This is a genomic window from Zobellella denitrificans (genome assembly GCF_002407485.1).
In the GTDB taxonomy this organism is placed as follows: Bacteria; Pseudomonadota; Gammaproteobacteria; order Enterobacterales; family Aeromonadaceae; genus Oceanimonas; species Oceanimonas denitrificans.
The window spans coordinates 3,134,066-3,150,004 of the sequence record NZ_CP012621.1 but is presented as its reverse complement, the minus strand read 5'-3'; the positions used below and the strand labels follow the sequence as shown (position 1 = coordinate 3,150,004).

17 protein-coding genes are annotated in these 15,939 nt (G+C 65.0%); 16 read left to right on the top strand and 1 reads right to left on the bottom strand.

Annotated elements, in window-relative coordinates; translation table 11 throughout:
* Positions 1 to 17: 17 nt before the first annotated feature.
* From antC to AN401_RS14790, 12 genes are all read left to right on the top strand, one after another.
* On the top strand, positions 18 to 1,031 hold the full coding sequence (antC, locus tag AN401_RS14845) for an anthranilate 1,2-dioxygenase electron transfer component AntC (protein WP_096779775.1): 1,014 nt from the start codon (positions 18 to 20) through the stop codon (positions 1,029 to 1,031).
* A gap of 39 nt (positions 1,032 to 1,070) precedes the next feature.
* Positions 1,071 to 1,979 (top strand): acetaldehyde dehydrogenase (acetylating), encoded by a 909-nt coding sequence (locus AN401_RS14840; RefSeq protein WP_096779774.1) that lies wholly within the window; start codon positions 1,071 to 1,073, stop codon positions 1,977 to 1,979.
* 13 nt (positions 1,980 to 1,992) lie between these two features.
* Positions 1,993 to 3,024, top strand: a complete 1,032-nt coding sequence (dmpG, locus tag AN401_RS14835; protein ID WP_096779773.1) for a 4-hydroxy-2-oxovalerate aldolase — start codon at positions 1,993 to 1,995, stop codon at positions 3,022 to 3,024.
* A complete protein-coding gene (gene dmpH, locus AN401_RS14830; RefSeq protein WP_096779772.1) occupies positions 3,021 to 3,812 on the top strand; it encodes a 2-oxo-3-hexenedioate decarboxylase in 792 nt (263 codons plus the stop codon). Before dmpG ends, dmpH begins: the two co-directional genes overlap by 4 nt.
* Positions 3,813 to 3,880: 68 nt before the next feature.
* Positions 3,881 to 4,072 (top strand): 2-hydroxymuconate tautomerase, encoded by a 192-nt coding sequence (locus AN401_RS14825; protein ID WP_096779771.1) that lies wholly within the window; start codon positions 3,881 to 3,883, stop codon positions 4,070 to 4,072.
* Between the two features lie 48 nt (positions 4,073 to 4,120).
* Positions 4,121 to 4,456: a 2Fe-2S iron-sulfur cluster-binding protein gene (locus AN401_RS14820; protein WP_094040053.1), complete on the top strand. Its 336-nt coding sequence runs from the start codon at positions 4,121 to 4,123 to the stop codon at positions 4,454 to 4,456.
* Between the two features lie 13 nt (positions 4,457 to 4,469).
* Positions 4,470 to 5,393 carry a catechol 2,3-dioxygenase gene (locus tag AN401_RS14815; protein ID WP_096779770.1) on the top strand — a complete coding sequence of 308 codons (924 nt, stop codon included), beginning with the start codon at positions 4,470 to 4,472 and terminating at the stop codon, positions 5,391 to 5,393.
* A gap of 119 nt (positions 5,394 to 5,512) precedes the next feature.
* Complete coding sequence (locus tag AN401_RS14810; protein WP_096779769.1) at positions 5,513 to 6,973, top strand: 2-hydroxymuconic semialdehyde dehydrogenase; 1,461 nt, start codon at positions 5,513 to 5,515, stop codon at positions 6,971 to 6,973.
* 9 nt (positions 6,974 to 6,982) lie between these two features.
* Positions 6,983 to 7,768: a 2-oxopent-4-enoate hydratase gene (dmpE, locus tag AN401_RS14805; RefSeq protein ID WP_096779768.1), complete on the top strand. Its 786-nt coding sequence runs from the start codon at positions 6,983 to 6,985 to the stop codon at positions 7,766 to 7,768.
* Positions 7,769 to 7,855: 87 nt separating this feature from the next.
* Positions 7,856 to 8,842, top strand: a complete 987-nt coding sequence (locus AN401_RS14800) for a TRAP transporter substrate-binding protein (RefSeq protein WP_096779767.1) — start codon at positions 7,856 to 7,858, stop codon at positions 8,840 to 8,842.
* Between the two features lie 59 nt (positions 8,843 to 8,901).
* Positions 8,902 to 9,453: a TRAP transporter small permease gene (locus tag AN401_RS14795; RefSeq protein ID WP_096779766.1), complete on the top strand. Its 552-nt coding sequence runs from the start codon at positions 8,902 to 8,904 to the stop codon at positions 9,451 to 9,453.
* Complete coding sequence (locus AN401_RS14790; protein ID WP_096779765.1) at positions 9,450 to 10,709, top strand: TRAP transporter large permease; 1,260 nt, start codon at positions 9,450 to 9,452, stop codon at positions 10,707 to 10,709. The genes AN401_RS14795 and AN401_RS14790 overlap by 4 nt, the downstream gene beginning before the upstream one ends.
* Positions 10,710 to 10,772: 63 nt before the next feature.
* Here the strand turns inward: AN401_RS14790 and AN401_RS14785 are convergent, their stop codons facing one another.
* Positions 10,773 to 11,753, bottom strand: a complete 981-nt coding sequence (locus AN401_RS14785) for an AraC family transcriptional regulator (RefSeq protein WP_096779764.1) — start codon at positions 11,751 to 11,753, stop codon at positions 10,773 to 10,775.
* A gap of 332 nt (positions 11,754 to 12,085) precedes the next feature.
* Here AN401_RS14785 and AN401_RS14780 point away from each other — a divergent pair, with 332 nt between their 5' ends.
* Genes AN401_RS14780 through AN401_RS14765 form a run of 4 tightly spaced genes read left to right on the top strand, consistent with a single transcriptional unit; the run spans position 12,086 to position 15,933 of the window.
* Entirely contained in the window at positions 12,086 to 13,321 is a 1,236-nt protein-coding gene (locus AN401_RS14780) for a dienelactone hydrolase family protein (RefSeq protein ID WP_096779763.1), read from the top strand.
* Positions 13,322 to 13,335: 14 nt separating this feature from the next.
* Positions 13,336 to 14,124 (top strand): SDR family oxidoreductase, encoded by a 789-nt coding sequence (locus AN401_RS14775; protein ID WP_096779762.1) that lies wholly within the window; start codon positions 13,336 to 13,338, stop codon positions 14,122 to 14,124.
* A gap of 35 nt (positions 14,125 to 14,159) precedes the next feature.
* On the top strand, positions 14,160 to 15,401 hold the full coding sequence (locus AN401_RS14770; protein ID WP_096779761.1) for a styrene monooxygenase/indole monooxygenase family protein: 1,242 nt from the start codon (positions 14,160 to 14,162) through the stop codon (positions 15,399 to 15,401).
* A 1-nt stretch (position 15,402) separates the two neighbouring features.
* Positions 15,403 to 15,933, top strand: coding sequence for a flavin reductase family protein (locus AN401_RS14765; RefSeq protein WP_198401741.1), 531 nt, complete (start codon positions 15,403 to 15,405; stop codon positions 15,931 to 15,933).
* Positions 15,934 to 15,939 lie beyond the last annotated feature (6 nt).

Below are 15,939 nucleotides of genomic sequence, written 5' to 3'. Positions count from 1 at the left end.
CTTGGGCCGAGGTTGTTATGTCCTATTCTGCCGCCATCGTTTTCCGTGATGGGAACACCCGCTTCATCGAAGTGAAGGAAAACGAGTTCCTGATGGATGCCGCCCTGCGCCAGGGCGTCAAGCTGCCGGTCGACTGCCGGGAGGGGGTTTGCGCCACCTGCCGCGGGCGCTGCGAGTCCGGCGAGGTCGAGCTCGAGTACGTGGATGACGAGGCCCTGAGCGAAAAGGAACTCGAGGCCGGCCATATCCTGGCCTGCCAGACCCGGCTGACGTCGTCCGGCTCCTTCTATTTCGATGTGGACTCCACCCTGTGCAGCGTGTCCACCGAGCTGTTCGAGGGTACCGTCAGCGCCTTCAAACAGGTGTCGGACGCGGCTGCCCTTATCGAAATCAAGCTGCAGGGCGAGGGCGGCCGGCTCAGGTACCTGCCCGGCCAGTATGCGCGGGTACAGGTGCCGGGCACGGATGAGTGGCGGGCCTATTCCTTCGCCAACCACTCGGCGGCAGAAGGTTTTGTCCGTTTTCTGATCCGCCTGCTGCCGAGCGGGGTGATGAGCGACTACCTGCGCCAGCGTTGCCGGGTGGGCGACGCCATCCGCTTCGAGGCCCCCATGGGCGCCTTTTACCTGCGGGAGGTGGAGCGCCCCCTGCTGATGGTGGCCGGCGGCACCGGCCTGTCCGCCTTCCTCGCCATGCTGGAGCGGCTGGCGGAGCAGGGCGACTGCCCGCACGCCATCCGCCTGTGCTACGGCGTGACCCAGGACCAGGATCTGAGCGAGCTGGAGCGGTTGGACTCCTTCAGGGAGCGGCTGGTCGACTTCGACTACGAGGTCATCGTGATGAAGCCTTCCGAGCACTGGCAGGGCAAGCGCGGCGTGGTATGCGACCTGTTCGACCAGGACTTTTTGCAGCAGCCCTTCGACGCCTACCTGTGCGGGCCGCCGCCGATGATCGACGCCACCCAGACCTGGCTGGCAGCCACCCCCGTGGCCGATCACCAGCTCTATTTCGAAAAATTCGTGTCCAGCTGATCCGGCGCCATGGTCACAACGCATTCTGGAGATGTACCAATGAAAAAACTCAAGGCGGCCATCATAGGCCCGGGCAACATCGGCACCGACCTGCTGATGAAGATGCTGCGCTCCGACTGGATTGAGCCGGTGTGGATGGTGGGCATCGACCCCACCTCGGAAGGCCTGAAGCGCGCCCGCGAGATGGGCATCAAGACCTGCGACACCGGCGTCGACGGCCTGCTGCCTCATGTGCTGGCGGACGACATCCGCATCGCCTTCGACGCCACCTCGGCCTATGTCCACGCCGAGAACAGCCGCAAGCTCAACGAGCTGGGGGTCATCATGATTGACCTGACCCCCGCCGCCGTCGGCCCCTTCTGCGTGCCGCCGGTCAACCTCAAGCAGCACGCCGCCCAGTTGGAGATGAACGTCAACATGGTCACCTGCGGCGGCCAGGCCACCATCCCCATGGTGGCTGCCGTGTCCCGGGTGCAGCCGGTCGCCTACGGCGAAATCATCGCCACCGTCGCCTCCCGCTCGGTCGGCCCCGGCACCCGCCAGAACATCGACGAGTTCACCCGCACCACCGCCGGCGCGGTGGAGTCGGTGGGCGGCGCCCGCCAGGGCAAGGCCATCATCATCATCAACCCGGCCGAGCCGCCGCTGATGATGCGCGACACCGTGCACTGCCTGGTGGACGGCGAGCCGGACCAGGCCGCCATCACCCGCTCGGTGCTGGACATGGTCGAGCAGGTGCGCCAGTACGTGCCCGGCTACACCCTGGTCAACGGCCCGGTGTTCGACGGCAACAAGGTGTCGATGTTCATGGAAGTGGCCGGCCTGGGCGATTTCCTGCCCACCTATGCCGGCAACCTGGACATCATGACCGCCGCCGCCCTGCGCACCGCCGAGCTGTTCGCCGAAGAAGCGGCCAGCGGCGCCATTACGTTGCCGGCCCGGGGCTAAGGAGACAAGCGAGATGAACCTGAAAGACAAAAAGGTCGTGCTGCACGACATGAGCCTGCGCGACGGCATGCACGCCAAGCGCCACCAGATTTCCCTCGAGCAGATGGTGGACATCGCCACCGGCCTGGACCAGGCCGGCATGCCGCTGATTGAAGTGACCCACGGCGACGGCCTGGGCGGCGCCTCGGTCAACTACGGCTTCCCCGCCCATGCCGACGAGGACTACCTCAAGGCGGTGGTGCCGCGGATGACGCAGGCCAGGGTGTCGGCCCTGCTGCTGCCCGGCATCGGCACCGTCGACCACCTGCGCATGGCGCGGGACCTCGGGGTGAGCACCATCCGGGTGGCCACCCACTGCACCGAGGCGGACGTGTCCCAGCAGCATATCGGCCTGGCCGCCAAGCTGGGCATGGACACCGTCGGCTTTTTGATGATGGCGCACATGGCCAGCCCGGAGAAGATCCTGGAGCAGGCCCGGCTGATGGTGGACTACGGTGCCAACTGCATCTACGTCACCGACTCCGCCGGCTACATGCTGCCCGATGACGTGACCGCCCGCCTGGGGCTGCTGCGCGCCGAGCTGCCGGCGGCGGTGGAGCTGGGCTTTCACGGTCACCACAACATGGGCATGGCGGTGGCCAACTCCCTGGCCGCCATCGAGGCCGGTGCCGTACGCATTGACGGCTCGGTGGCGGGCCTGGGGGCCGGCGCCGGCAACACCCCGCTGGAAGTGCTGTGCGCGGTGCTCGACCGGCTGGGCGCCGACACCGGCATCGACCTGTACCGCATCATGGACGTGGCCGAGGACCGGGTGGTGCCGATGATGGACCAGCCCATCCGCGTCGACCGGGATGCGCTGACCCTGGGCTACGCCGGGGTGTACTCCTCCTTCCTGCTGTTCGCGAAGCGCGCCGAGGCCAAGTACGGCGTGTCCGCCCGGGACATCCTGGTGGAGCTGGGTCGTCGCGGCACCGTCGGCGGCCAGGAAGACATGATTGAAGACCTGGCCCTGACCCTGGCCAAACAACAAGGACTAACACGATGAGCAAGCTGACCCAAGCACAGATTGAGCACCTGGCTGAGCACCTGGAAACCGCCGAGCTCGAGGCCTATGAGGTGACCAAAATCACCGACGACTACCCCGAGATGAGCTACCAGGATGCGTTCGACATCCAGTGGGAAATCCGCCGCCGCAAGGAGGCCCGGGGCACCAAGATAGTGGGCATGAAGATGGGCCTGACCTCCTGGGCCAAGATGGCGCAGATGGGGGTGGAGCATCCCTGCTACGGCTTTCTGGCCGACTACTTCAGCGTGCCGGACGGCGGCGACATCAAGTTCGATGAGCTTATCCACCCCAAGATTGAAGCCGAGCTGGCCTTCGTCACCAAGGCCGAGCTGAAGGGCCCGGGTTGCCACATCGGCGACGTGCTGCGCGCCACCGACTTCGTGCTGCCGGCGGTGGAGGTCATCGACTCCCGCTACAAGGACTTCAAGTTCGACCTGAAGAGCGTGATTGCCGACAACTCCAGCTCCAGCCGCTTTATCACCGGCGGCCGCATGGCCGAGGCGAGCGAGCTCGACCTGAAGACCCTGGGCGTGGTGATGGAAGTCAACGGCGAAGTGGTGCAGACCGGCGCGGGCGCGGCGGTGCTGGGCCACCCGGCGGCCTCGGTGGCGATGCTGGCCAACATGCTGGCCGAGCGCGGCGAGGTCATTCCGGCGGGCAGCTTCATCATGATTGGCGCCATCACCGCGGCGGTGCCGGTGCAGAAGGGCGACAGCTTCGTAGTGCACTACCAAGGGCTGGGCAGCATCAGCGGGCGGGTGGTGTAACCGCCGCCGCGACCGTCAGACAGCGCGATAACGTGACAAACAACAGAGCCACAGAAGGAGACGCCGCCATGCCGATAGTTCTGGTGAACATGATGGAAGGGCGCAACGACGCCCAGAAGGAAGCGGTCATCGAGGAAGTGACCGCCGCCCTGGTGCGGGCGCTGGACGCGCCGCGGGAGTCGGTGCGGGTGCTGATTAACGAGCTGCCCCCGCAACACTTCGGCATCGGCGGCCAGTCGGCCAAGAAGCGGGGGCGTTAGCCCGTAGGGTCGAATGTGTTCGACCTCAATACACAACAGGAGGCCAGGATGCCCCACTACACCATCACCCTGCATCACCCGGACCAACCCTGCGAGCAGTTCCGGGTCGCCCCCGGGCAAAGCCTGCTCGCCGGGGCCGAGGCCGGGCTCACGCGGCCGGTGCCGGTGGGTTGCCGCTGCGGCGGCTGCGGGCTGTGCCGGGTGCGCATCCTGCAGGGCCCCTACCAACGGCAGTGCATGAGTCGCCGCCACGTCAGCCTCGAGCAGGCCGAGCAGGGCTACGCCCTGGCCTGCCGGGTGCTGCCCGAGGGCGACCTGGATATCGAGCTGGCCACCCCCTGCCTGGACACCCCGGCGGCCCGGCTCTGCAATGGACATGGATAAAGGAGTAAGGACGATGAAAAAAGGTGTAATCCGCCCCGGCCACGTGCAGCTGCGCGTGATGAACATGAATGACGCCCTGGCCCACTACCGGGACCTGCTCGGCCTGATTGAAACCGACCGGGACGACCAGGGCCGGGTCTATCTCAAGGGCTGGACCGAAGTGGACCAGTTCTCGGTGGTGCTGCGCGAGGCCGACGAGCCCGGCATGGACTTTATGGCGTTCAAGGTGCTGGACGAGGCCACCCTCGACCGCCTGCACCGGGACCTGCTCGCCTACGGCGTGGCAGTGGAGGACATCCCCGAAGGCGAACTCAAGGGCTGCGGCCGCCGGCTGCGCTTCACCGCGCCCACCGGTCATGCCTTTGAGCTGTTCGCCACCAAGGCCCAGCCCGGCCGCTACGGCATCGGCAACCACAATCCGGAAGCCTGGCCCCGTGACCTCAAGGGCATGAAGGCCCAGCGCTTCGACCACTGCCTGCTGTACGGCGACGACCTGGACGGCACCTTCCGGCTGTTCCACGAGGTGCTCGGCTTCGACCTGTGCGAGCAGGTGCTGACCCCGGACGGCGAGCGGGTGGCCCAGTTCCTCACCGTGTCGATGAAGTCCCACGACGTGGCCTTTATCAAACATGCGGAGAAGAACAAGTTCCACCACGCCTCCTTCTTCCTGGAAACCTGGGAGGACGTGCTGCGCGCCGGCGACCTGATTTCGATGACCAACACCTCCATCGACATCGGCCCCACCCGCCACGGCATCACCCACGGCCAGACCATCTACTTCTTCGACCCCTCGGGCAACCGCAACGAGGTGTTCTGCGGCGGTGACGCCTTCTACCCGGACCACCCGCCCATCACCTGGGATGCGGACAAACTGGGCAAGGCCATCTTCTACCACGACCGCCAGCTGAACGAACGCTTCCTGACCGTGCTGACTTAAGCGCTGGAAGCTTGAGGCTGGAAGCTGGACGTAAACAGCGCACCGCAACATACCGTCACTCCCGCGCAGGCGGGAGTCCAGGCCCCGGGCGCCGGGGCAACCCATGACGAGAGCAACACATGAACGAATTCAAGCACTTTATTAACGGCGAGTACGTCGCCTCCGCCAGCGGCAAGACCTTCGACAACCGCTGCCCGGTGGACAACAGCCTGATCGGCCGGGTGCACGAGGCCGGCCGTGACGAGGTCGATGCCGCCGTGCGCGCCGCCAGGGCTGCGCTCAAGGGCCCCTGGGGCAAGCTCACCCAGGCCCAGCGCACCGCCCTGTTGCACAAGGTCGCCAACCGCATCAACGAGCGCTTCGACGAGTTCCTCGAGGCCGAGTGCCGCGACACCGGCAAGCCCTACCGCATCGCCAGCCACATCGACATCCCGCGCGGCGCCGCCAACTTCACCGCCTTCGCCGAGACCCTGGCCAACCACCCCACCGAGGGCTTCCGCCTGGACACCCCGGACGGCAAAGGCGCGCTCAACGTCGGCCACCGCAGCCCCAAGGGGGTCATCGCCGTTATCTCCCCCTGGAACCTGCCGCTGCTGCTGATGACCTGGAAGGTGGGCCCGGCCCTGGCCTGCGGCAACACCGTGGTGGTCAAGCCGTCGGAAGAAACCCCCGCCACCACCACCCTGCTGGGGGAGGTGATGAACGAGTGCGGCGTGCCGCCCGGGGTGTTCAACGTGGTGCACGGCTTCGGCCCCGACTCCGCCGGCGAGTTCCTCACCACCCACCCGCTGGTGGACGCCATCACCTTCACCGGCGAGACCCGCACCGGCGAGGCCATCATGAAGGCCGCCGCCGTGGGCCTGCGCAACATCTCGCTGGAATGCGGCGGCAAGAACCCCGGCATCGTGTTCGCCGACTGCGACCTGGAGAAGGCGGTGGAGGGCACCATGCGCTCGGCCTTCGTCAACTGCGGCCAGGTGTGCCTGGGCACCGAGCGGGTGTACGTGGAGCGGCCCATCTTCGACGCCTTCCTGGCGCGGATGAAGGAAGAGGTGGCCAAGCTCAAGCTGGGCCGGCCACAGGACCCGCAGGCCAACTTCGGCCCGCTGGTGAGCCAGGAGCACCGGGACAAGGTGCTGTCCTACTACCGCCTGGCGGTGGAGGAGGGCGCCACCGTGGAAATCGGCGGCGGCATCCCGGACATGGGGCCCGAGCTCAACGGCGGCGCCTGGGTCGAGCCGACCATCTGGACCGGCCTGAGCGACGACGCCCGGGTCATCCGCGAGGAAATCTTCGGGCCCTGCTGCCATATCCGGCCGTTCGACAGCGAAGAGGAAGTCATTGCCCTGGCCAACGACACCGACTACGGCCTGGCGGCGGCCATCTGGACCGAGAACAGCAGCCGGGCGGTGCGGGTGGCGGAGCAGATGGAAGCGGGCATCGTGTGGGTGAACAGCTGGTTCCTGCGCGACCTGCGCACCGCCTTCGGCGGCGCCAAGCAGTCCGGCATCGGCCGGGAGGGCGGGGTGCACGGCCTGGAGTTCTACACCGAGCTGAAGAACATCTGTATCAAGCTGTAAGGAGCGACCATGAACCAGGAACAGATTATCCACCACGGCGACGAGCTCTACCGGGCCCTGCGCCAGCGCGAGCCCCTGGCGCCGCTCACCCGCCGCGTCGAGGACATCAGCATCGACGATGCCTATCACATCTCGCTGCACCTGCTCGACCGCCGCCTGGCCGACGGCGAGCGGGTCATCGGCAAGAAAATCGGCCTTACCTCCAAGGCGGTGCAAAGCATGCTCAAGGTGAACCAGCCGGACTTCGGCTTTCTCACCGACGCCATGGTGTACAGCCAGGGCCAGGAGGTGCCCATCAGCCAGCAGCTTATCCAGCCGCGGGCCGAGGGCGAAATCGCCTTTATCCTCAAGCGCGACCTGATGGGCCCGGGGGTGACCGCCGCCGACGTGCTGGCCGCCACCGAGTGCGTGCTGCCCTGCTTCGAGGTGGTGGACTCGCGCATCGAGCACTGGCAGATAAACATCCAGGACACCATTGCCGACAACGCCTCCTGCGGGGTCTTTGTGCTGGGCGACACCGCGGTGAGCCCGCGCAAGCTCGACCTGGCCACCTGCGGCATGGTGGTGGAAAAGAACGGCGCCATCATCAGCACCGGCGCCGGGGCGGCGGCCCTGGGCAGCCCGGTGAACTGCGTGGCCTGGCTGGCCAATACCTTGGGCCAGCGCGGCATCGGGCTGAAGGCGGGCGAAGTGATCCTGTCCGGTGCCCTGGTGCCGCTGGAGCCGGTGCAGGCCGGGGACCATATGACGGTGTCCGTCGGCGGCATCGGCAGCGCCTCGGTGCGCTTTAGCTGAGTTCCTCGCCGGGGCCGGCAGGCCCTGCCCCGGCAGAAGCAACCGTGAGTCATAAACGGACTGAATAACATCATAATGGAGTTGAACATGACCAGATTCAAAACAGCACTCACCCTGGTAGCGGCCGCCGGCCTGGCACTGGGTTCCGTCACCGCCCAGGCCCGGGATTTCCGCCTGGGGCTTATCACCCCGCCGGCCCATATCTGGACCCAGGCGGCCACCGACTTCGCCCAGGAGCTGCGCGATCAGTCCCACGGCCAGCACCGGGTGTCGGTGTTTCCCTCCCAGCAACTGGGCAACGAAGCCCAGATGGTGCAACAGCTGCAAACCGGCGCCCTGGACATGGCCTTCCTGACCATCGCCGAGATCTCCAACCGGGTGCCCGACTTCGGCGCCCTTTATGCCCCCTACCTGGTGGAGGACATCGATCAGGCCGCCGCCCTGCTGCAGTCGGACGCGGCTTCCCGCTTGCTGGATCAACTGCCGGGCAGCGTCGGCGTGGTGGGCATCGGCTACGGCATGGCCGGCATGCGCCAGGTGCTGAGCCGGAGCGCGGTGGAAGGCCCCGGGGATCTGAAGGGCAAGAAACTGCGTATCACCCCCTTCGAGCCCATCCGCGACTTCTATACCGCCCTGGGCTCGGCGCCCACGCCGCTGCCCCTGCCCGGCGTGTACGACGCCCTGGCCAACGGCCAGGTCGACGCCATCGACATGGATTTCGACTCCATCCTGGTGCTGAAATTCTACGAGCGGGCCAACCACCTGCTGCTGTCCAACCACATGATGTTCCCCATGGTGGGCGTGGTGTCCGGCCGGGTGTGGCGCGAGCTGGGCAATGACGACAAGGCGCTGATCCAGACCCTGATGAAGGCCCAGTTGGACAAGGTGATCGAGCAGTTCCGGCAACAGGAGCGGGATCAGGAGCAGCAACTGCGTGACCTGAACATCCAGATAGTCGAGGCGGATCGCGCCACCTTCGCCGACGCCATCCAGCGCTGGGAAGCCACCTGGTCCAGCAAGGCCAAGGCGCTGGATGGGCTGCGCCGGGCCGCCCAGGATATCAAGGGCAGCTGAGCCGATTTGTAACCAGGAGAGCCCCGGCATGCCATGCCGGGGCCGGGGAGAGTGGAGTAATGCTTAAGCGCATATCGGATAGGGTAGCGTCGGTGGAAATGACGGTCGCGGCCTTGCTGGCCGGGGCCGTCACCTTGCTGGTGCTGCTCAATATCGTCACCCGGGCCATGGGGCAGGCGATCTACTGGGTGGACGAGCTGGCCATCTACTGCATGGTATGGATGACCTTTATCAGCACCTCGGCGGTCTTGAAAAAGCGCCGGGGTGTTGCCGTTACCATCCTCACCGACCAGCTGCCGACCGCCCTGCGGCGCTGGCTGACGGTGTTCAGTGACCTGATGATCCTGGGTTTTGCCCTGGCTCTCTTCGTGCTGTGCTGGCGTTGGTACAGTCCCCTGGCCCTGATGCAGGCGGGGTTCGATTTCCAGGCCTTTCAGTCGGAAACCTTCAACTTTATGTACGCGGAAAACACCAATACCCTGGGCATCAAGAAGTTCTGGGTCTGGCTGGTGCTGCCGGTGTTCTCCCTGTCCCTGGGAATTCACGCCCTGCTCAACCTGTTTGACAGCCTGAGCGGTTCGCAACAGACAATGACGGGAGAGCCCACATGACCCTGGTTGTATTCCTGATACTGCTGTTTACCGCCGTGCCCATCGCCCTGGTGCTGGCGCTGACCGCCATCTGGTATATCGGCTCCTCCGGCAATACCGTGCTGTTCGAGTCTTATCCTCAGCAGCTGTTCGGGGCCATCGAGAGCTATGGCCTGCTGGCCATTCCCCTCTTTATGCTGGCCGGCGAGCTGATGAACGAAGGCGGCCTGACCAAGAGGCTGATCAACCTGGCGCGGATCCTGGTGGGCGGCTTCAGGGGCGGACTCGCCTACATCAACCTGGTGGCCAACATGATGATGGCGGCCATCATGGGCTCGGCGGCGTCGCAGATCGCCATCATGTCCCGGGCCATGGTGCCGGCGATGGAGAAGGAAGGCTACGACAAGCCCTTCTCGGCGGCCATTACCGCCGCCGGCGGCCTGCTGTCGCCCATCATTCCTCCGTCCATGCTGTTCGTGCTGTTCGGGGTGCTGGCCCAGGTACCCATCGCCGAGATGTTTATCGCCGGCATTGTGCCCGGGCTTATCATGTCGTTGCTGTTCTTCCTGGTCATCAGCCTGATGGGGCTGGTCCACCAGTACCCGAAAGGGGACTGGCCCAGCCGCAGGCAGGCCCTGGAATACCTGCTGATGGGACTGCCGGCCGGGGTGATCCCGGTGCTGATCATCGGCGGCATCCTCACCGGCCTGGCCACCCCGACCGAGTCGGCGGCGCTGGCGTCGCTGGGCGCCCTGCTGATCGGCCGGTTCGTGTACAAGGATCTGCAGTTTTCCCACCTGTTCGGCATCCTCCGGCGCACCGCCATCAACTCCGGCATGGTGATCCTGCTGATCGCGGCGGCCGGGGTGTTCGGCTGGGTGATAGTGTTCGAGGAAATTCCCCAGGGCGCCGCCGCCTGGATTGCCGAGCAGACTTCGGATCCCTTCGTGTTCCTGCTGATGGTGGTGGGCATACTGCTGCTGGTGGGCATGGTGCTCGACGGCATCGCCGCCCTGATCCTGGTGGTGCCTATACTGCTGCCCATCGCCCAGCTGCAGTTCGGCATCAGCCCCTATCAGTTCGGGGTGGTGGTGTGCCTGACCCTGGTGATGGGCCTGCTGACCCCGCCGGTGGGCGCCGGGCTCTTTATCGCCTCCTCCATGACCGGAGCTTCCCCCCTGAGCATCTTTCGTGCCCTGCTGCCCTTCCTGCTGGCGACCCTGGTGACCCTGGTGCTGCTGAGCTGGAAAGGCAGCCTGGTGACCATGTTGCTGTGATGGCTGAACAGCCCGCGCCTGGGGGCGGGCTGTTCTTCTGCCCTGCGTTGCCTTGCCGCCGGCTCAGGCTTTTCTTCTGGTTTCATTCGGGTTCTCACCGAACAGCTTTTTATATTCGGCGCTGAACCTGCCCATATGGCCGAATCCCCAATAGGTGGCGATGTCGGTAATGGAGCGGGTGGTTGCCGCCTCGAGCAGCTCTTTTCTGACACGGTGCAGCCGGACGTTTCTCAAGTGCTCCATCGGCGTGATATTCCTGAAACTCCTGAAGCCGCTATACAGGGTTCTCAGGCTGACTCCCGCCAGCTCGGCCAGCATGGCCGGACTGATGTCCTGCTCCGCATGAGCGTCAATATAGTCCTCCACCTTTTTTACATGACGCGGCGCGACCGAGGAGGCCTTGTTTAAATCCTGGGAATAGTTGTGCGGCTGGGTCAGCAGCAGGGTATGGATAATGAGTTGTTCCAGTTGCCCTTTGAGCAAGGCGGGGTAATCGGCCTGTTTCACCATTTGACTGAAGTACTGCATCATGCCGTGCCAGCAGAGGTCCGATTGCCAGCTCAGGCAGAGGTCGAACACCAGGGGTGCCTTGATGGGGCGGCCCAGGTAGCTGCTACAGCTTTGTTCCAGTTTCTGCCGGTCTATTTTCAGCATGATCTGGTCGCAGTCCTGGCTCCAGATCATGTCCAGCGGCAGGGTCGGACTGATGATGACTCCTCTGTCCCCCTGGGAGTGGAAGTCCTGGGTGCCGGCGTGGATCTGCGCTGCCCCCTTGAGCGGCATCTGGATCAGGAAAAAGTCGTCCAGCCGTCCGGGCTGGATACAGACTTCGTTGCCGTAACTGAGCCGGTTGAGGGACAGCTGGCCCAGTGGAATGCTGTGCAGGCAGGTATCGAGCCGGTCGGTGCCATCCGGGATGATCAGCCGATGGGGCTTGAACAGGGTGGCGATGGTGTGCTGCACCTCCGCCGGATCCTGGGAGGCGAGCAGCAACAGCTCGGGATCGTTCAGCCAGCCTTGGGGACCGGGGGGAAAAGATGACACAGAGACCTCCTTATCGATGTGTCGGCAGGTGCCGCCGCGGGCTCACGGGCGAGATGATATTGTACATGTTTAAATATTGTTAAATTAAGTGCTTTTTCCTTGATGGGGATCATTGCGGGCGCTTTTGTGCAGGGAAGGGATCCCGGCTGCACGGAATGGATCTGCTCTCGTCCTGGCGGCCCTGTCACCGCCGCCTGGCGCCCTTGCTCGCCGATAAAAACAACCTCAGATAGTTGCGCTGACCGGATAGTCACGGCACTGAGCGGCCCGCATTGTTGAATCTTTGTTATTAGGATGTAGCTACCCCGACATCAAGGCAAAGGAGAGACAAGATGGGTAGCTCAATTGATATTCGCGCCCGGGACGGCAGCGGCAGCTTTTCCGGTTATCTGGCGGTGCCGGCCTCCGGATCCGGTCCCGGCCTGATACTGGCCCAGGAAATCTTCGGCGTTAACGCCAATATCCGCGACATCGCCGATTACTACGCCGAAGAAGGCTATGTGGTATTGGCGCCCGACTTGTTCTGGCGCCAGCAGCCCAGGGTCGAACTCGGTTACAGCCCGGAAGACTTCGCGCAGGCTTTCGGCCTGTACCAGGGGTTTGATCAGGACAAAGGCATCGAGGATATCGCGGCCGCCATTGCCACCCTGAAAGGACGGCCGGAGGTCAAGGGCGGCATCGGCGTGCTGGGTTTCTGCCTGGGCGCCCGGCTGGCCTACCTTGCCGCCTGTCGTTGCCCGGTGGACATCGCCATCGGCTACTACGGCATGGGCATAGAGCAGCACCTGCACGAGGCCGAGGGCATCCGGGGGCGGCTGGTGCTGCACTTTGCCGGCCAGGATGAATACTGTCCGGCCGAGGCCAGGGAGGCGATTTACCGCCATTTCGAACATAACGACGCCGCCGAACTTTACCTGTATCCGGGCGTGGATCATGCCTTTGCCCGGGCCGGCTCGCCCCATTACCACAAGCCCTCGGCCCTGATGGCCCATCAACGCTCGGTGTCGGCGCTGCGGCGCGCCATAGGCCCGCACTACGATCTGTCGGCGCTGTGGGACAAGCACTGTGAGTATGAGTTCGATACCCGCAATGTGGACGACACCATGGCCACCATGGTGGCCGAGCCCTACGTCAATCACATTCCCACCATGACGGGGGGCGTCGGCTACCAGCAGCTCTACCGTTTCTACAAGCATCATTTCGTCGACAACAACCCGCCCGATACCAAGCTGACGCCCATTTCACGCACCATAGGCGACACCCAGATTGTGGACGAGCTGATCTTCAGCTTTACCCACAGCCGCGAGATCGACTGGCTGCTGCCGGGCGTGGCGCCCACCGGGCGCTACGTGGAAATTCCCTTGCTGGCGGTGGTGAAGTTCCGGGGCGACAAGCTCTACCACGAACACATCTACTGGGATCAGGCCTCCCTGCTGGTACAGGTCGGCCTGCTGGATCCCACCGGCTTGCCGGTGGCCGGACGGGAAACCGCCGCCAAGCTGCTGGACGAGTCCTTGCCGTCCAACACCCTGATGGCGAGATGGCAACAAAGCGAAGGCAAGGACTGAATGGGAGCTTTCAGATGCACGATTTCAGTAACAAGACGGCGGTGGTAACCGGTGGTGCCACCCTGATCGGCCAGGCACTGGTGGAAAAGCTGGTGGCCCGAGGCGCCCGGGTGGCGGTGCTGGATGTGGACAGGGCCCAGGGGGAGGCGCTGGCCGAACGGCTGGGCGAGCGGGTGTTGTTCCTGGCCACGGACATCACCCGGGATGAGCAGCTGCTCGACGCCATGGAGGCCACCGAGGCCCGCTTCGGCGGGGTGGATTTTCTCGTCAACCTGGCCTGCAGCTACCAGGACGACGGCCTGCAGGCGGACAGAAGCGCCTGGCTGTCGGCGCTGGACGTCAACCTGGTCAGCGCCGCCATGGCGACCCGGGCGGCCTTGCCGGCCATGCGTCGCCGGGGCGGCGGGGCCGTGGTCAACTTCACCAGCATTTCCGCCAGGGTAGCCCAGACCGGCCGCTGGCTCTATCCGGTCAGCAAGGCCGCCATGCTGCACCTGACCCGCTGCATGGCGCTGGATCTGGCGCCCGAGCGGATCCGGGTGAACTCGGTGTCGCCGGGCTGGACCTGGTCCCGGGTTATTGCCGAACTCAGCGGCGAAGACAGCGCCAAGGCGGACAGGGTCGCGGCGGACTACCACCTGCTGGGGCGGCTGGGCCGGCCGGAGGAAGTGGCCAATGTGGTGTGCTTCCTCTGCTCGGAGGAGGCCGGCTTCGTCACCGGCGCCGACTATGCGGTGGACGGTGGCTACTCGGCCATGGGGCCGGAGCAGAGCCGGCCGGCGATACCGCGGCTGGCCGAGTAGTTCTTTATTTCTCAATCACAGACAAGGAAACAGTCATGACACGACGTATTGCCATTGTTGGTGCCGGCCAGTCCGGCCTGCAGACCGCGATTGGGCTGCTGGATCAGGGTTACCGGGTCACCCTGGTTTCCAACCGCAGCGGGGAAGAAATCGCCAGCGGACGGGTGATGTCCAGCCAGTGCATGTTCAACAATGCCCTGCAGACGGAACGGGATCTGGGGCTGAACTTCTGGGAAGAGGAATGCCCCCCGGTGGAAGGGATCGGCCTGACGGTGCCGGATCCGGAGGTGGCGGGGAGCACCCTGATCGACTGGGCGGCCAGACTGGATAGACCGGCCCAGTCGGTGGATCAGCGCCTGAAAATGCCCAGGTGGATGGAGGTGTTCAAGCAGAAGGGCGGGGAGCTGGTGCTGCTGGATGCGGGCATCGACACCCTGGAAGAGCTGGCCGCCAGCCATGATCTGGTGATGCTGGCGGCGGGCAAGGGCGAGATAGTGCGGCTGTTTGAGCGCGATGCGGAGCGTTCCGCCTTCGACAAGCCGCAGCGGGCCCTGGCCCTGACCTACGTCAAGGGCATGGAGCCCGGCGAGCCCTTTTCCCGGGTGGCCTTCAACCTGGTGCCCGGGGTCGGCGAATATTTCGTGTTCCCGGCGCTGACCGTCAATGGACCCTGTGAAATCATGGTGTTCGAGGGCGTTCCGGGGGGCCCCATGGATTGCTGGCAGGATGTGACCACGCCGGCACAGCACCTGCAGCGCAGCCTGGAGCTGGTACGGCGCTTCGCCCCGGCTCAGGCCGGCCGCTGCCGGCACCTGGAGCTGACCGACGACAACGGCATTCTGGCCGGGCGCTTTCCACCCACCATTCGCAAGCCGGTGGCCCGGCTGCCGTCCGGCCGCTGCATCTTCGGCATGGCCGATGCGGTGGTGGTCAACGACCCCATCACCGGCCAGGGCTCCAACAACGCCGCCAAGTGCAGCAAGCTGTATCTGGAGGCCATTATCGCCCGCGCCGACGAGCCCTTTACCCCGGAGTGGATGCAGCAGACCTTCGAGCGCTACTGGAACTATGCCAAAGACGTGGTGACCTGGACCAATACCCTGCTGCGGCCGCCGGAGCCGCACCTGCTCGAGTTGCTGGGGGCGGCGCAACAGGCGCCGGGGCTGGCCGCCATGATCGCCAACGGCTTCGACAACCCGCCCGACTATTTCCCCTGGTGGACCTCGCCCGAGGCCTGCCGCTACCTGATTGGCCAGCACCTGAAGAAGGAAGCATAAGATGACGAGCGCCACTACCTTATTGAAGGCGGAACAGCCCCTCCAGCCAGCCATGGATACCCGGGCCTTGCGCAACGCCATGGGGCATTTCGCCACCGGGGTGACCGTGGTCACGGCCCCCGGCGAAGGCAATGCCCTGGTGGGCATTACCGCCAACTCCTTTTCTTCCCTGTCGCTGGAGCCCCCGCTGATCCTGTGGAGCCTGTCGCTGAACTCCCCCAGCCTGGCCGCCTTTCAGGAAGGGCAGCCCTTCGCGGTCAACGTGTTGTGCCAGGGGCAGGAAGATCTCGCCATGCAGTTCGCCCGGGCCAGCGATGACAAGTTTTCCGGGGTGGAGTATCACCTGAATCAACGGCAGGTACCCCTGCTGGCCCATACCCTGGCCCAGTTCGAGTGCGAGGTGGCATTTACCCGTTGCTTGGGCGATCACCTGCTGATCGTGGGACGGGTACAGGCATTCCGCTGCCAGGAAGGAGAGCCGATGCTGTTCTTCAAGGGCCAGTTCAAGACGCTGGAAGCGGTGCCGGCTTAAATCGTT

Excerpts from the sequence above, each read along its gene's own strand:
- AN401_RS14815 (WP_096779770.1), top strand. The coding sequence starts at position 4,470 with ATGAAAAAAGGTGTAATCCGCCCCGGCCACGTGCAGCTGCGCGTGATG.
- dmpE (WP_096779768.1), top strand. The coding sequence starts at position 6,983 with ATGAACCAGGAACAGATTATCCACCACGGCGACGAGCTCTACCGGGCC.
- antC (WP_096779775.1), top strand. The coding sequence starts at position 18 with ATGTCCTATTCTGCCGCCATCGTTTTCCGTGATGGGAACACCCGCTTC.
- AN401_RS14800 (WP_096779767.1), top strand. The coding sequence starts at position 7,856 with ATGACCAGATTCAAAACAGCACTCACCCTGGTAGCGGCCGCCGGCCTG.
- AN401_RS14770 (WP_096779761.1), top strand. The coding sequence starts at position 14,160 with ATGACACGACGTATTGCCATTGTTGGTGCCGGCCAGTCCGGCCTGCAG.
- AN401_RS14820 (WP_094040053.1), top strand. The coding sequence starts at position 4,121 with ATGCCCCACTACACCATCACCCTGCATCACCCGGACCAACCCTGCGAG.
- AN401_RS14790 (WP_096779765.1), top strand. The coding sequence starts at position 9,450 with ATGACCCTGGTTGTATTCCTGATACTGCTGTTTACCGCCGTGCCCATC.
- AN401_RS14825 (WP_096779771.1), top strand. The coding sequence starts at position 3,881 with ATGCCGATAGTTCTGGTGAACATGATGGAAGGGCGCAACGACGCCCAG.
- AN401_RS14780 (WP_096779763.1), top strand. The coding sequence starts at position 12,086 with ATGGGTAGCTCAATTGATATTCGCGCCCGGGACGGCAGCGGCAGCTTT.
- AN401_RS14840 (WP_096779774.1), top strand. The coding sequence starts at position 1,071 with ATGAAAAAACTCAAGGCGGCCATCATAGGCCCGGGCAACATCGGCACC.
- dmpH (WP_096779772.1), top strand. The coding sequence starts at position 3,021 with ATGAGCAAGCTGACCCAAGCACAGATTGAGCACCTGGCTGAGCACCTG.
- AN401_RS14775 (WP_096779762.1), top strand. The coding sequence starts at position 13,336 with ATGCACGATTTCAGTAACAAGACGGCGGTGGTAACCGGTGGTGCCACC.
- AN401_RS14765 (WP_198401741.1), top strand. The coding sequence starts at position 15,403 with ATGACGAGCGCCACTACCTTATTGAAGGCGGAACAGCCCCTCCAGCCA.
- AN401_RS14810 (WP_096779769.1), top strand. The coding sequence starts at position 5,513 with ATGAACGAATTCAAGCACTTTATTAACGGCGAGTACGTCGCCTCCGCC.
- dmpG (WP_096779773.1), top strand. The coding sequence starts at position 1,993 with ATGAACCTGAAAGACAAAAAGGTCGTGCTGCACGACATGAGCCTGCGC.
- AN401_RS14795 (WP_096779766.1), top strand. The coding sequence starts at position 8,902 with ATGCTTAAGCGCATATCGGATAGGGTAGCGTCGGTGGAAATGACGGTC.